Origin of the sequence: Hydrogenophaga sp., from assembly GCF_018780385.1 — a bacterium.
In the GTDB taxonomy this organism is placed as follows: Bacteria; Pseudomonadota; Gammaproteobacteria; order Burkholderiales; family Burkholderiaceae_C; genus Hydrogenophaga.
Window position 1 is genome coordinate 1 of record NZ_JADMJO010000048.1, and the last position, 14,735, is coordinate 14,735.

A 14,735-nucleotide genomic window follows, 5' to 3' on the forward strand; every position below is an offset into this window, starting at 1 on the left:
TCATGCCGTCGCGCAGCGGCGTGACCAGCGCCACGCTGGCCGCGCGGTACAGGCCCGGCAAACGCTTGCGCGCCACGTTGCGGTGGATGTAGCGCACCGGCATCCAGTCGAGTTGGCCGAAGTTGCCGTTGATGGCGCCGCACAGGCTCTCCAGCTCCTGGCGCAGCGCGGCGTAGGCGTCTACCGATTCGCGGCTGGGCGCTGCGATCTGGATCAAAGTGGCGCTGCCCAGGTTTTCCGGGTAGGCCTGCAAGAGTTGGCGAAATGCCTTGAGGCGCTGCGGGAGACCCTTGGAGTAGTCCATGCGCTCGACACCGAGCAGCAGGCGCCGGCGCGAATACTCCTCACGCATCTGGGTGTACATCTCCTGTGCTTCGCGCGCCTCCCCGAGTTCGATGAACTCGTCCACGTCGATGCCGATCGGGAAGGCCTGCACCTGCAATGTTTTGCCAAACGCGCGGAATTCGTGCTCGCCGAGCACATCGGCCTGCGTCTCGGTGCCCACGTAGCGCGAGAAGTGCGCCACATCGGCCTCGCACTGCAGACCCACCAGGTCGTAGGCGAACAACGAGCGGATGAGCCAGTCGTGCTCGGGAACGGCCGCCAGGATCAACGGCGGCGGCATCGGGATGTGCAGAAAGAAGCCCATGCGCTGCTCACAGCCCATGGCCCGCAGTTCGGCGGCCAGCGGAATCAGGTGGTAGTCGTGCACCCAGATCACGTCGTCGGGGCGCAGCAGGCCAGCCAGCTTGTGCGCCATCATCTGGTTCACACGCCGGTAGCCGCCGATGTAGCCGGCGTCGAAGTCGGCGAGGTCAAGGCGGTAGTGAAACACCGGCCAGAGCACGCCGTTGCTGTAGCCCAGGTAGTAGCTGTCGTGGTCTTCACGGCTCAGGTCCACCGTGGCCAGCTGCACGTTGCCCGCGGTCTGCAGGTGCAGGTCGCCTTCGCCCGGCGTGCCGTCTTCGTCGATCTTGCCGCTCCAGCCGAACCACAGCCCGCCCGAGGCTTCCAGCGCCTGGCCCACGGCCACGGCGAGCCCGCCGGAGGCGGCTTTGCGCGGATCGGCCACGCGGTTGGAGACGACGACGAGTCTGCCCATGTCTTGGTCCTTCAGATCACCGTGTCCCATGCGGCCGACAGGCGCACGGCTGCGTTGATGATGCCCACCATCGAATAGGTCTGTGGGTAGTTGCCCCACATTTCGCCGGTGGTGGCGTGGGTGTCCTCGGACAGCATGCCCAGCGGGTTGCGCGCGGCCAGCATGGTCTCGAAGATGGCGCGTGCCTCGTCCTTGCGACCGGTGCGGGCCAGCGCGTCGATGCGCCAGAAGGTGCAGATGTTGAACGCGGTCTCGGGCTTGCCGAAGTCGTCGGCCGCTTCGTAGCGGCGCATGTAGGGGCCGTCGCACAGGTGTTCTTCGAGCGCCTTGAGGGTGGCGACGAAACGCGGGTCCATCGGTTCGATGAAGCCCACCTCGACCATGAGCAGCACGCTGGCATCGAGGTCGTGGCCGCCGAAACTCTCGACAAACGCCTGGCGCTCCTCGCTCCACGATTCGCGCAGGATGCGATCGCGCATGGCGGCGGCGCGATCGCCCCAGTGCGCCGCGCGGCCCGGCAGGTCGAGCGTGCGCGCGATCTTGGCAAGGCGGTCACAGGCGGCCCAGCACATCAGCGCCGAACTGGTGTGCACGCGGGCGCGGGTGCGCAGTTCCCACATGCCGGCGTCGGGTTTGTCAAAGACGCGCACCGCCTGTTCACCCACCGCCTCCAGCCGCTCGAACTCGGCCAGCCCCGCCGGGTGCAGCAGGCGCCGGTCGTGAAAGGCCTGGGCGGCGGCCAGCACGATGTTGCCGTACACGTCGTGCTGGAAGTGCTCCTGCGCCTGATTGCCCACGCGCACCGGGCCCATGTCGCGGTAGCCGGGCAGGGTGTCGCAGATGCGCTCGGGCAACTCGCGCTCCAGCCCGATGCCGTGCAAGGGCTGGATGTGTCCACTGGCGTCACCGTCTTTGGCCCCGACCACCACGTTGGACAGCCAGCGCAGGTAGTCTTCCAGTGTGCCCACCTCGGACAGGCTGTTGAGCGCGCGCACCACAAAGAACGCGTCGCGCAGCCAGCAGTAGCGGTAGTCCCAGTTGCGCTCGCTGCCCGGCGCTTCCGGGATGCTGGTGGTCATGGCCGCCACGATGGCGCCGGTGTCCTCGAACATCGAGAGCTTGAGCGTGATGGCCGCGCGAATCACCGCGTCCTGCCACTCCAGCGGCACCGCCAGACGCTGGCTCCAGCCCCGCCAGTAGGCCAGTGTCTCCTGCTCGAAATGGCGCGCTGTGTCGCCGATGCCGCCCTCGAGGGTTTCGTCCGGGCCGAGTATGAAATTGAGTTCGCGGGTGAGCAGGAAGGGCTCGCGCGCCAACATGTGGCTGATGGAGGCGTCGGTGTGCAGCCGCAGCGTCTGCTGGTCACCCACAAAGCGGACGTGGTGGCTGCCTGAGGTGATGCTCGGGGCTTGCGCGCCCCAGTCGAAGCGCGGCGTGAGCGTCACGCGGATGCGCGGCGCCCCCTTGAGCGGGCGCACGCGGCGCACCAACTGGGTGGGCCGGAAGTAACGACCGCGCGAGAGGAAACGCGGCGCGAAGTCGGTGATGGCAATGCCATGACCCTGGCTGTCCCAGAGCTCGGTTACCAGCACGGCGGTGTTGGGTTCGTAGCGCTGGGTGGCTTCCACCATGTCTTCGAGCTCGATCGCCCACGATCCAGATTCCGCGTCGGTGCCGCCGAGCAATGCATGAAACACGGGGTCGCCGTCGAAGCGCGGCAGGCAGCACCAGACCACACGACCGTGCGGATCGATCAATGCGCTGAAGGCACAGTTGCCCACCATACCGAGCGAGAGTGATGGGGTGGCGGGAGGCGCGAAGCCGTTCGGGAAAGTCGTCATGCGTGGATCAGGGGGGTTAGGGTGGCTTCGGTCAACCAGGCGCGCAGGGCTTGCGGGTTGTCGCAACGGTGCAGGGCAATGCTCGTGCCCGCTCCGACCTTGATGCCCGCGCCACCGAGGCGCTGCACGACGGCGAAGCCGGCTTCATCGGTCACGTCGTCGCCGGCGAACACAGGCAGGCGGCCGGCAAACGGCGCCTCGTTCATGAAGGCTTGAATCGCCAGGCCTTTGTTCACACCGACCGATTTCACTTCGATCACCGCCTTGCCACGCAGCAACTGCAGACCGCCTGCGTTTTCGATGGCCCGCGAGAGGGTCTGCACGCACAAGGCCTCGAGTGAGGGGGCGAGCCGGAAGTGCAGAGCCATTGACGTCTGTTTGATCTCCAGCAACAGCCCGGTGTGGCGCCCCGCCAGGTGCTGCGCAGCGGCCACGGCGCGGTCTATTCCCTGTGGACGGTGTGCGGACACGTCACCGTGCGCCGAAATGCGCAGGGCGCCGTGCTCGAATGCAGCCGGCCACCGCCAGGGGGAGAGCATGGGCTCGATGTCCTCGCGTGCGCGGCCGGTGACCACCGCCAGCGCACCGTTCAACTGCTCGTGCAGCCGATCGAGCAGGCGCGCCAGATCGCCGGGCACATCCACCGCATCGGGCCGGTGCGCCAGATCAGCCAGCGTGCCATCAAAGTCCAGGAAAAGTGCTGACCCTTGCGTCAGCAGCTTGGGTAAGGTACTCATGAGCGGTCCACCGTAACACGATGAGCGTTGGCGTGGTACCCGTCGCGCCAAGACCCACCTTCAAGGTGCGAAGTTTTTCAATCCGCTTGCCGGAAGGGGTGGTGCTCAATCGGCAGCAACGGCGGGCCCCGCAGCGCCGAGGCCTTGCGCGACCGCAGCCACTCGGGCCTTGTGAATCTGCTCGCCCACTTTCGGCCCGCTCAGGCCATCGGCCTGGGCCTGGGCCGCAATGTGGGCTGTGTCCACCGCCTGCGCCCACATCAGCGCCTGGGCGAGTTGCTCGCGCTGCGGGTAGGCCATGTCACTCATGCCCAGCCGCCCGCGCGCATCGCATTCGCAGGCCAGCAGCACTTCGTGAAAGCGGGCCGGCTTGCGCAGCGCGTCACAGCGTTCCAGCAGGCGCACCCGTGCTGCGGCACCCAGCGATTCGCTTCGGTGGATGTTGCCGTGCTCGCGCGCCACCACATCGGCCAGTTCACGGCAGTCCGCCGGCACACGCAGCCGCTCGCAAACGCCCTTGAGCAGGCGAGCGCTGCGCTCCTCGTGACCAATGTGACGCGGCAGGACGTCGGCTGGCGTCGTGCCTTTGCCGAGGTCGTGGCCCAGGCAGGCGAAGCGCACGGTGAGAGGTGCATTCAGGCGCGCGCTCATGTCGAGCACCATCATCAAGTGCACGCCGGTGTCGATTTCGGGGTGGTACTCCGCACGCTGCGGCACGCCCCAAAGACGATCCACTTCGGGCAGCAGGCGCTTCAACGCGCCGCAGTCGCGCAACACGTCGAACATGCGGCTGGGGCGTTGCTCCATCAGCCCGCGCGCGAGCTCCTGCCACACGCGCTCGGCCACGAGATGGTCGACTTCGCCGTGCTCCACCATGTGTTGCATCAATGCCAGCGTTTCGGGCGCCACGGAAAAGTCGGGGAAGCGAGCAGCGAAGCGCGCCAGCCGCAGGATGCGCACAGGGTCTTCGGTGAAGGCGTCGGTCACGTGGCGCAGCACGCGGTCCTGCAGATCCTGCAGACCCTTGTGCGGGTCGATGAGCTGGGCGTGAACGGGATCGTTCGCCTCATCGGCTGTCACGGCCATGGCATTGATGGTGAGGTCGCGCCGGGCAAGGTCGTCTTCCAACGTCACGCCCGGCTCGGCATGCACGACGAAACCGCGGTAGCCGGGAGAGGTCTTGCGCTCGGTGCGGGCCAGCGCGTATTCCTCGCGTGTGGTGGGGTGCAGGAACACCGGGAAGTCCCGGCCCACGGGCAAAAAGCCTTTCTGCACCATGGCCTCGGGCGTGGCGCCCACGACCACCCAGTCGCGATCCACGTGCGAGGCTTCAGGCGTGCCGGCGGCACGCGCCATCAGCGCGTCGCGCACCGCGCCGCCCACGAGATAGGTTTTCATGGTCGAAGTTTAGGCGGTGCGGCCATCTGCCGCCGAGCCCAGCCCCCGCCCAGTAGAGGCTCAGTGGCGCACGGCTGCGCGTGAAGCGTCGATCTTGCCGAGCAGCCATTGCAGCCCGGCCAGGTGCTGCTGGTCGTGGCTGCAGAGGTAGTGCACCAGGCTGCGCAAGGTCAGGGGACCATAACCCTCGAACACCGCGGTTCGGTCGAATTGCCCGGGCGCCAGCCCGGCGATGAGGGCAACCGTTCGGGCCCGCGCTGCACGAAAGGCCGCCAGCGCCGCCGCGGCGTCGGCGGTGTCATACGCACGTTCCCGGACCAGCGCGTCGGTGTCGATGGACACCAGCGTCGGGTGGTCTTCGTTCAGCGTGCGGTGGAAGCGCACGTGATACCCCTCGATCTCGATGTCGCGCACATGACAGACCTGCTCCAGCGCGGTGAGCGCTTCGCTGGGAACACCTTCCCACGACGGTGGTGCCCAGTGCGTGAACCCGTCGGGAATGGCAGCGTAGTGCGCTTCAAGCTGGTCGGGAAAGGCTGTCAGCGCGTCGAGCGTGGTGCGGTTCATGCCCGCGAGATCGGTGCTCACCGGCCCAGGCGGTACGGTTCGTCGAAGTCGATGAAGTCGTGCTCGGCCAGCGCTTCATCGATCCAGGCTTTCACACCCGGCAGCGCACACACACGCTCAACATACGCCAGCAGATCGGCGGGCAGCGGCAGCTCGTAGGTCTTGATGCGCATGCACACCGGCGCGAAGTACGCGTCGGCGATGGTGAACTCGCCGAACAGCAGGGCACCGGCTGGCTGCGCCGCGAGCAGTTCGCTCCACAGGCCACCCAGGCGCGCCATGTCGGCGCGCACCGCCGGCTTGTCGCGCCAGACCAGCCTGCCGATGTCGGGCAGCGAGGCCTCGATGTTCATGGGGCAATGGTTGCGCAGCGCGGTGAAGCTGCTGTGCATCTCGGCGCAGACGCTGCGTGCGCGGGCCCGGGCTTTCACGTCCTTCGGCCACAGTTGCTGGTCGGGGAAGCGCTCGGCGAGGTACTCGGCAATCGCGAGCGTGTCCCAGATGGCAAAGCCGTCGTCGACCAGCACCGGCACCTTGCCCAAGGGGTTGACGACACGCAGACTCTTCTTGAAGGTGGAATCGATATCGAACGAGTCGAAACGCACCATCACTTCCTCAAACGGGATGCCTGCCTGTTTCATGAGCACCCAGGGTCGCATGGACCACGAGGAATAGTTCTTGTTGCCGACGTAGAGTTGCAGCGCCATGAGGCCTCCTTGAAAGTGCCCCATGGTAAGGACTTCGCGCCTGCTGATTGATGCCGAAAAGTGCGCCGATTGATCCGCTGCGCTCCGGGGGCGGTGGCGGCGTCTGGTCAGGCATATTTTTCCAGGATGCGGGTGGAGCGCTCGACCTCTCGAAAGGTGTGGACTTCGGAATCAGAGGTGGACACGGCTTCCATCACCGAGGTGGCCATCATGCGGTAGAAGGCCTTGTCCATGGCCTTGCGTGCGGCAGACATCTGCTGGGCCACGTCTTCGCAGGAACGACCATCCTCGACCATGTCGATCAGACCGCGGACCTGGCCTTCGATGCGTTTCAGGCGGTTGATCACGTCACGCTGGTGTTCGGTGCGGTAACCGGGGGCAGCAGGGGCGCCGGCTCTGCGGCTGATGGGGGGCTTCAGGTTGGAGACTGTCATCTGGGTTCCTGGGTTGGTGTTGTACTGTGTACGGTTTAATATAACCCCGAGAAACCCGATGAAAAATGACACCTTGGTGTTATTTGTGTCTAAATTTGCAAGACAAAAGTCACAATTGCAGCGCCTTCAAGACCGTTCGCCCTGCCGGAACTCCAACAGCTTGCTGCGTCCCCCGCGCTGCCCCAGGTAAGCGGGAGCAATCGTGTGCACGCTGGTGGGAACAATGCCCAGTGAGGAGAGGCCGGGCCACTGTTGGGTGGCCACGTTGTCGACCGACATGGCATCGAGGTTGTCGCGGCTCATCAGCGGTTCGCCGGGCATGAGTTCCATCACGCTGGCTTGCAACCGTCCCAGGACAGCGGGCAGTGGCAGCACGGGACGCTGCTTGCTGCCGTACCGCCCGGCGATGCCCACAAGCTCGGCCAGCGTCAGCACATCGGGGCCAGCGCACTCGAAGGTCTGGCCGACCGTGCTTTGCGGCAGGCCGTGGTCTGCGATGCAGGCAGCCACGGCGTTGGCCACGTCCTCCACCCACACCGGCTGAAAACGGGCCTGCGCGCTGGCCAGTGGCACCACGGGAAAGATCGATTGCAGGCCGGCAAACACGTTGAGCAAGCGATCGCCTGCGCCGAAGATGACGCTGGGCCGCAGCACGGTCAGGTCCAGTCCGGCAGCGCGCAGCAGCTCTTCGCCACGTGCTTTGCTGCGCTGGTAGCGCGAGGGTCCGTCCAGGCTCACCCCGAGCGCGCTGATGTGCACCAGACGGCGCACGCCGTCGGCCAGGCAGGCTTCCGACAAGGCCAGAGGCAGTTCCACGTGCACGCGCTCAAACGCCTCTTCGCTGCCGTGCAGGATGGCGATGAGGTTGACCACCGCGTCGTGGCCCGTCACCAGCCCCAGCAGCTGGGCAGGGTCGTGCACATCGGCCTCGATCACGGTGACCCGCGGAAGGTGTTGCACGGCGGCCGCCTTGATGGCGCGGCGCGTGGGCACGGTGATGCGCCAACCCTGGCGGTGCAGCTTTTCACAGACATGGCGGCCGACAAAACCGGTGCCGCCCAGAACGAGGATGTTTTTCATGAGGTGTGCCGGCGCCAGGATGTTCAGGGGAGATCGCGGTTGATGGTGGCTTCACCGCCCACGCGCGGACCGACGGTGCCCAGGCGCGCTCGCAGGGACTGCGGCTGGCCGGTGAGCAGCGCGGCATAGCTGGTGGTGTTGGCGAGAACGCGCTTGACGTAGTCACGTGTCTCTTCAAACGGGATGTTTTCAGCCCAGATTTCACCCGGCAGCACCGGGCCGTTGCGCCAGTTTCGCGGGCGGCCTGGCCCGGCGTTGTAGGCGGCCGCGGCCATGGGCAACGAGCCCTCGAAGTCGTCGAGCGCGAGTTTGAGGTAGGCCGTTCCGATGAGGATGTTGGTGTCGCGCTCGGTGATCTGGGCGGGCCTGAAATCGGTCAGGCCGATCTTGCGGGCGGTCCAGCGCGCGGTGGCCGGCATCACCTGCATGAGACCCGAGGCGCCCACACCCGATCGTGCGTCGGTGACGAAGCGGCTCTCCTGGCGGATCAGGCCATACACGTAGGCCGGGTCCAGGCCAATCTCGCGTGAGCGGGTCACCACCGCCGTGCGGTGCGGCGTGGGAAAGCGCTGGGCGTGGTCTTGCGAGGTGTGCGTGCGCAGGCTGGTGTTGATGCAGCGGTCCCAGAGTTCGGCTTCGCAGGCCAGGGCGGCGGCGGCGAGCAGTTCACGCTCCCCCATGCCCCCGGCATCGTGCAGGTTGGTGGTGTAGTTCCATTCGCGCATGCCTTCGCTGCGCAGGCCCAAGCGCATGGCGATCAGCGCGCGGCGCAGGCCCGGGTTGCGCTGCGCAGCCGCGGTTTCTTCGACGCTCAATGGTGCAGGGGCGGGCGGTGTGGTGATCTGCCGGCCCAGGTCTTCGAGTGCGAGCTGTTCGTAGAAACCACGCTCGGAGGCGATGGATTCGAGCAGCGCGCGGGCATGCGCCGAGGCCGTGGGCGCGTCGGGCAGCTTGAGCGCCTGCAGGGCGCGTGCCTTCCAGTAGACCCAGTCGGGCTGACCCTGCTGCGATTCGCTCATGGCGGCCACGGCATCGCGCACATGACCCCAGGCGCCCGCGCGCATGCCGGCGCGGGCCTTCCAGGCCAGGTGGTCGTCGTGCATGAAGTGGTCTTCGCCATTGGCGAAGTAGGTCAGGGCCTGGGATTCCAGCTTTTGAGCCGAGCGTTTGCCGATCACGCCCCACACCCAACTGCGTTCTTCCTTGGTGAGCTGGGTTTTCCAGCGCGTGCGGTCCATCTCCTGCGCCGCGGCGGTCGGGTCGTTGAAGGCCAGCTTGATGATGGCCAGGGTCACCAGCTCCTTGGTGCGCGGGCGGATGGCGGTGATCTTCTCGTCCAGGTACCTGGCTGGGTCGCTGGTGGCGGTGTCCACCATGCCGGCCCAATCCGGGTCGAGCAGACCCACGGCCTGACTGGCCACGCGCGGGCGGTTGGCGTCCACGGCCAGGCGCGCGCGTTGCCAGGCGACCTCGGGCTTGAGATGCCTGCTGGTCAGCAAGGACTGCGCTGCGATCGCGCAGCCATCGTCGGCCTCGCGCTGGGCGTGCCAGAGCGTGCGCACCCGCTCGGCGGCGAGTTCGGCCGGTATGCGGCCGCTGGCGGCGTCGAGCATGAGGGCGTAGCAGCTCACCTGCCGATCGTCGTTCATGCGAAAGCGCGGCAGCTCGGTTGAAAAGTTGGTCCAGTCGCGCGCGCGGCCCAGCAGCAGCAGCCAGTCGTTGCGCAGCCGGTCTTCCCAGTAGGTGCCGGCCATGCGGTCCATGGCCGCGCGGATGTCGGCCGGGCTGGCGCTTTCCAGCCGGGCTTTCATCTCCCAATAGATGGCCAGCGGCTCCAGTGTGTGGCCGCGCACGGCGGGCAGCAGGTTGGCGAGCTGGGTGGTGTTGTTGCGGCGGAAGGCCTCGCGCATTTCCAGCAAGGTGGCATCGCCCCCGGCGCTGCTTTGTGCGTGCGCCAGCCCTGGCAACATCAGCACGGCCATAATGAAACGCAGAGCCCATCGGTGCCTGCCTTGCATGGCCACCGTGGTCTGCGCTTTTGATTCCTGTTTCACACCAACCTGTTTCATGCGTTGATTATGGACACCAAAGACGGCCCGAATGCCCCACCACCCCACAGGAAACAGGCCGAAGGATCAACGGCGGCTGCGCTGAAAACCGAGTGGCGCAAGTCGCTGATCGAGAAGCGCCAGGGCCTGGCCGACCGCAACCTGCGCAACGACCTGCTGCAACGGGTCATGCGCGTTTGGTTGATCGAGCGGCCCGATGCGGTGATCGGCGCCTACTGGCCGATCAAGGGCGAGTTCGATCCGCTGCCGGCGCTGTTCCGCTGGCAGGAGGCCGGCCTGGAGGAAGACGCGCAGGGCGCGCAGCGCCACCGGCGCATCAGCCTGCCGGTGGTCAACAAGATCGACAAGACGCTGACCTTCTACACCTGGTACCCGGGCTGCCCGATGGAAGAAGATGCCTATGGCATTCCGAAGCCGAAGGACACCGAGATCGTGGAACCCACGCTGATCTTCGTGCCCTGCGTGGGCTACGGGCCGGGTGGTTTTCGTCTGGGCTACGGGGGCGGTTTCTACGACCGCACGCTCGCCAGCCTGAACCCCAAACCCTTCACCGTGGGGCTGGGCTACGACTTCGGCTGGCTTCCGTACTTGAAGCCCGAGATCCACGACGTGCCGCTGGACGCCATCCTGTCGGACACCGGCGTCATGTGGCCTGAACGCTAGCTTCCGGATTCACGAGAGCGGCGCATCTTCATGGGCCGCCCTGCGCGAACCGTGGTCACGGTTTGGCCGGCAGATCCAGCATCTCGATCCAGTTCGGCCCTTTGCCCAAGGCCTGCTTCGCGCCAGGGGTGAGGCGGCCACTGTCGCGATCAATGCGGTAGAGCGTGACCGAGTGCGAGAGTTGTCCGGCCGCGAGCAGCCATTGCCCTGCTGAATCGATCTGGAATCCCCGGGGTTGTTGCTCCGTGGCCTGGTGTCCCACCAGCGTGAGCGAGCCGGAGCTGGCATCGACGCGCCAGATGGCCAGCGTGCTGGAGGTGCGCTCGCTGGTGTAGAGGAAACGGCCGTCAGGGGTCAGGTGCATGTCGGCCGCCCACGGTTTGCCGGTGAAGCCTGGGGGCAGGGAGGACCAGTGCGCGCGCGGCGTGAGTGTGCCCTGTGCGTTGTCGACATCGAGCAGATCCACACTTCCGTCGAGCTCGTTGAGCAGGTAGGCATGGCGGCCGTTGGGGTGCAGCACGAAGTGGCGCGGGCCAGTGCCTGCACGCGCCTTCATGGCGGGCGTGGCGTTGGGGATGAGTTGTCCAGTCGCGGCGTTGAAACGCCATTGCATCACCTGGTCACTGCCGAGGTTGGTGACATAGAGGTGGCGGTTGGCCGTGTCGGGAATCGCGGCATGGGCGTTCTTTCCCGTCGGCAGCACCTGGCTCGCGGGGCCAGGGCTGCCGTCGGTGCCCAGTGGTGAGACGCTGATGCGGTGACCCCCGTAGGAGGCCGCAAAGAGCCAGCGCCCGCTGCGGTCGGTGGCGATGTTGGCCATGCTGTCAGGCAAAGGCGCGCTGCCCAGGGGGCTGAGCTGACCGGTCGCAGGTTCGATCGAGAAGGCCGCCACGGTGAACGGTTCGGAGCGCAATGCCGCGTAGAGCACACGTCGATCGGGGCTCAAGGCCAGTGGCATCACGGTGCCGCCCACCGCAACGGTTTGCAGTGTGCGAAGCGTGCCTTGCGAGCGGTCGATCGCGAGCACGCTGATCTCCCGGCTGTCGGCGTTGGCCACGTAGGCGATGGTCGTCCTGGGTATCGAGGGCGCGGTCGCACAGCCTTGCAGAATCAGGATCGCGATCAGGCTCGTTGCAAGGAGGAGTGTTCGGATGTTCATGGAGGTCAGCAGAGGTGGATCGGCTAAAGTGTGAAGAGGGCGACGGCTTGTTGTCAGTTGTCGTACAACGATCTTCCGATCTCCATCTGGGCATGTCAATGCCATCCCGATAGGGTATTCCCGAGTGAACGCCACCTTGCCTCCATCCTCCTCCCCAGCCACCCGCCGTCGCCCGCGCTCCCTGGCTCTGGAACTTGTCGAATCCATCGGCGGGCGCATCCGTGATGGCCGCATTGCGACGGGTGACAAGCTGCCGACAGAGGCCGCCATCATGGAAGAGTTCGGTGTCAGCCGCACCGTGGTGCGCGAAGCACTGTCCAAGCTGCAGGCGGGGGGGCTTGTGGAGACTCGGCATGGCATCGGGACGTTCGCCGTGGGCTTGGGCGACAGCGCGGTGTTCCGCATTGCGCCCGAGCAGTTGGCCACCCTGCACGACGTCATTGCCGTGCTGGAGTTGCGCATCGGCATGGAGACCGAGGCCGCCGCTCTGGCGGCCACGCGCCGCAATGAGCGCCATCTGGAAGACATGCGTGCGGCACTGGACGCGTTCTCGCTGGCCCTGGCCGAAGGGCGCGACACGGTGGGTCCTGATTTCCAGTTCCACCTCGAAGTGGCCCGTGCGACTGGCAACCCTCATTTCATCGAACTGATGGGGGCGTTGGGTTCGATGATCATTCCCCGCGCGCGTCTGGGCGTGGGGCCTGCGCCCGCCGAGGCGCAGCACAGCTACCTCCAGCGTGCCCACACCGAGCACGAAAGCATCTATGACGCGATCGTCGGCCGGGATCCGGATGCGGCCCGTGCGGCCATGCGCACCCACCTGGCCAACAGCCGGGAGCGCCGCCGCCGCGCTGCTCAGCTGGCTGCGGACGCTGACCAACCCAAGTGAGTGAGAAGCGCCTCGCGCAGGCGCCTCCGGGATTTGCCGATTGACAAGCTTCGATCAACTTGTACGATGACTGATGACAAGGCCTCCCGCGCCCGGTTGCATCACATCACAGGAGACAAGCATGAAAAAAACACTCGCCACCGCCGTGGCGTCCCTCGCCTTTGCCAGCGCCGCCTGGGCCTGGCCCGAAAAGCCGGTGACCTTGGTCGTTCCGTTCCCACCGGGGGGGTCCACCGACCAGATCGCGCGCTTCCTGGCACCCAGGCTGCAGGAGAAGCTGGGAGGAAGCTTTGTTGTCGACAACAAGGCGGGCGCGACCGGGACAATCGGGGCGGCCCAGGTGGTGCGCTCGGCGCCGGACGGCCACACCCTTCTGGTGTCCTCGCTCGGCCCCTTCGTGATCGCTCCGCATCTGATCAAGGGTGGCGTGCCCTATGACGCGCTCAAGGACTTTGACTACATCAGCGTGGCGGTGCAGGCCCCCAATGTGCTGGTGGTGCCGGCCGCCTCGCCGCACAACTCGCTGACCGACGTGATGACCTGGCTGCGCGCCAATCCCGACAAGATGACCTTCGCGTCGGCGGGCAACGGCAGCAGCGACCACCTCACGGCCGAGCTGTTCTGGCAGCAGACCAAGACCACCGGCATCCACGTCCCCTACAAGGGAGGCGGGCCCGTGATGTCGGACTTGCTGGGCAACCAGGTGGATTCGTCCTTCATGAACCTCAACACCGCGATGCCGCAGATCAAGGCCGGCAAGCTGAAGGCGCTGGCCATCACCAGCGCTCAGCGTTCACCCCAGCTGCCCAGTGTGCCCACGCTGGAGGAGTCGGGCATCAAGGAGGCCAATGTCTATTCCTGGCAGGCGATTGCCGCGCCGCGTGGTCTGCCCGCCGACATCAAGGCCAAACTGCACGCCGCCATCGTTGCCGGTTTGAACGACCCGCAACTCAAGCCGAAGCTGCTCGAGTTGGGCTTCGAAGTGGTGGCCAACACGCCCGCGCAGTTCACGGCTTTCCAGCAGGCGGAGTTCGCCCGCTGGAAGCAGCTCATCGACAACCGCAAGATCACGGCCGACTGAAGCGATCTCGCGCTGTTGGTGTTGACAAGCCCTAGGGATGCTCGGCGTTCGCGTGCACCTCGGTGATGCGCTTCTCGCGCCGCACCAGGTAGAGCCCGCTGCCGATGATGATGGCCGCACCCAGCCAGGTGTGTGAGCTCGGCAGCGTGTGCCAGATCATCCAGTCCAGCCCCAGGCCCCAGGCCAGCGCGCTGTATTCGAACGGCGCCACCGCAGAGGCCTGACCGTGGCGGAAGGCCTCGGTGATGGCGAGCTGGCCACAAAAGCCGGTGATCGCCAGAGCCACCAGCAGCGGTGCGTCACGGCGCTCGATGGCCACCCAGTCGGACCAGGCGAGCGCGCCTGCACCCAGTGACATCAACACCATCATCCACAGCACCATGCTCTCGCTGCTGTCGGTGCGGCTGGCCAGACGGCCTGTGACGGCGGCCACCGCGTAACACAGCGCAGCGCCCAGCGTGGCCAAGCCGCCCACGGTGACGAAGCCGCTCTGCAGGTCTTCACCGCTGGGCCGCAGCGCAATGAGCACGCCGATGAAACCTACACCAATCGCCCACCAATGCGCGGCCGGCACGCGCTCCTTGAGCACCGGTACCGACAGCATGGTGATGAGCAGCGGTGAGATGAAGAACAGCGTGTACGCGGCCGACAACGGCAGTTCGCGCACACCCATGGTGAACAGCGAGAGCATGGCAATGCCGAGCAGGCCGCGCAACAGGTGCAGCGGCCAGCGGACCTTGAACACTGTGTGCCATGCGCCTCGCCACGCGATGTAGATCAGCACCAGCGGCATCGCGGTCATGCCCCGCAGCGCCGCGATCTGCAGCACCGGGTAACGCGCGGACAGCGTCTTGAGCACCGCGTCCATGAGCGCGAAGAAGCCCACGGCGACGAGCATGAAGACGATGCTGCGCAGGTTGCCGGAGGCGAGGAGCTTCGAAGACGGCATGGGTGGAAGATGGGCGGCGAAGCGCCGGAGTGTGCCTCAGCGAACGCGACGCCGTGGCA

14 protein-coding genes are annotated in these 14,735 nt (G+C 66.4%); 3 read left to right on the top strand and 11 right to left on the bottom strand.

All coding sequences use genetic code 11. The features are described from left to right. The 9 genes from IV113_RS15805 to IV113_RS15845 all read right to left on the bottom strand — a co-directional run. On the bottom strand, positions 1–1,102 hold a 1,102-nt coding region (locus IV113_RS15805), incomplete at its 3' end, for a trehalose-6-phosphate synthase (RefSeq protein WP_291086827.1). A gap of 11 nt (positions 1,103–1,113) precedes the next feature. After that, a complete protein-coding gene (locus IV113_RS15810) occupies positions 1,114–2,943 on the bottom strand; it encodes a glycoside hydrolase family 15 protein (protein WP_291086828.1) in 1,830 nt (609 codons plus the stop codon). Then, a complete protein-coding gene (otsB, locus tag IV113_RS15815; RefSeq protein WP_291086830.1) occupies positions 2,940–3,680 on the bottom strand; it encodes a trehalose-phosphatase in 741 nt (246 codons plus the stop codon). Before otsB ends, IV113_RS15810 begins: the two co-directional genes overlap by 4 nt. A 105-nt stretch (positions 3,681–3,785) precedes the next feature. Next, positions 3,786–5,078 (bottom strand): multifunctional CCA addition/repair protein, encoded by a 1,293-nt coding sequence (locus IV113_RS15820; RefSeq protein ID WP_291086832.1) that lies wholly within the window; start codon positions 5,076–5,078, stop codon positions 3,786–3,788. A 60-nt stretch (positions 5,079–5,138) separates the two neighbouring features. After that, positions 5,139–5,645, bottom strand: a complete 507-nt coding sequence (locus IV113_RS15825) for a DinB family protein (RefSeq protein WP_291087161.1) — start codon at positions 5,643–5,645, stop codon at positions 5,139–5,141. Positions 5,646–5,662: 17 nt separating this feature from the next. After that, the gene (locus IV113_RS15830; RefSeq protein ID WP_291086834.1) at positions 5,663–6,352 is read right to left on the bottom strand and encodes a glutathione S-transferase family protein; all 690 of its coding nucleotides are present in this window, start codon (positions 6,350–6,352) and stop codon (positions 5,663–5,665) included. A gap of 107 nt (positions 6,353–6,459) precedes the next feature. Then, positions 6,460–6,786 carry a metal-sensitive transcriptional regulator gene (locus tag IV113_RS15835; protein ID WP_291086836.1) on the bottom strand — a complete coding sequence of 109 codons (327 nt, stop codon included), beginning with the start codon at positions 6,784–6,786 and terminating at the stop codon, positions 6,460–6,462. Positions 6,787–6,912: 126 nt separating this feature from the next. After that, the gene (locus IV113_RS15840; RefSeq protein WP_291086838.1) at positions 6,913–7,866 is read right to left on the bottom strand and encodes a complex I NDUFA9 subunit family protein; all 954 of its coding nucleotides are present in this window, start codon (positions 7,864–7,866) and stop codon (positions 6,913–6,915) included. Between the two features lie 23 nt (positions 7,867–7,889). Then, positions 7,890–9,848 (bottom strand): lytic transglycosylase domain-containing protein, encoded by a 1,959-nt coding sequence (locus IV113_RS15845; RefSeq protein WP_291087163.1) that lies wholly within the window; start codon positions 9,846–9,848, stop codon positions 7,890–7,892. 96 nt (positions 9,849–9,944) lie between these two features. Between IV113_RS15845 and IV113_RS15850 the strand changes: the two genes are divergently transcribed. Continuing rightward, the gene (locus IV113_RS15850; RefSeq protein ID WP_291086840.1) at positions 9,945–10,598 is read left to right on the top strand and encodes a 5-formyltetrahydrofolate cyclo-ligase; all 654 of its coding nucleotides are present in this window, start codon (positions 9,945–9,947) and stop codon (positions 10,596–10,598) included. A 55-nt stretch (positions 10,599–10,653) separates the two neighbouring features. Here IV113_RS15850 and IV113_RS15855 read toward each other — a convergent pair whose 3' ends face one another. Next, positions 10,654–11,757 carry a lactonase family protein gene (locus tag IV113_RS15855; protein ID WP_291086842.1) on the bottom strand — a complete coding sequence of 368 codons (1,104 nt, stop codon included), beginning with the start codon at positions 11,755–11,757 and terminating at the stop codon, positions 10,654–10,656. A gap of 136 nt (positions 11,758–11,893) precedes the next feature. Here IV113_RS15855 and IV113_RS15860 point away from each other — a divergent pair, with 136 nt between their 5' ends. Together IV113_RS15860 and IV113_RS15865 are read left to right on the top strand one after the other, a co-directional pair. Continuing rightward, positions 11,894–12,646, top strand: a complete 753-nt coding sequence (locus tag IV113_RS15860) for a FadR/GntR family transcriptional regulator (RefSeq protein WP_291086844.1) — start codon at positions 11,894–11,896, stop codon at positions 12,644–12,646. Between the two features lie 121 nt (positions 12,647–12,767). Further along, the gene (locus IV113_RS15865) at positions 12,768–13,727 is read left to right on the top strand and encodes a tripartite tricarboxylate transporter substrate binding protein (RefSeq protein ID WP_291086846.1); all 960 of its coding nucleotides are present in this window, start codon (positions 12,768–12,770) and stop codon (positions 13,725–13,727) included. Positions 13,728–13,758: 31 nt separating this feature from the next. On the opposite strand, the gene IV113_RS15870 is transcribed toward IV113_RS15865, so the two are convergent. Then, complete coding sequence (locus IV113_RS15870) at positions 13,759–14,676, bottom strand: DMT family transporter (protein ID WP_291086848.1); 918 nt, start codon at positions 14,674–14,676, stop codon at positions 13,759–13,761. Between the last annotated feature and the right edge of the window lie 59 nt (positions 14,677–14,735).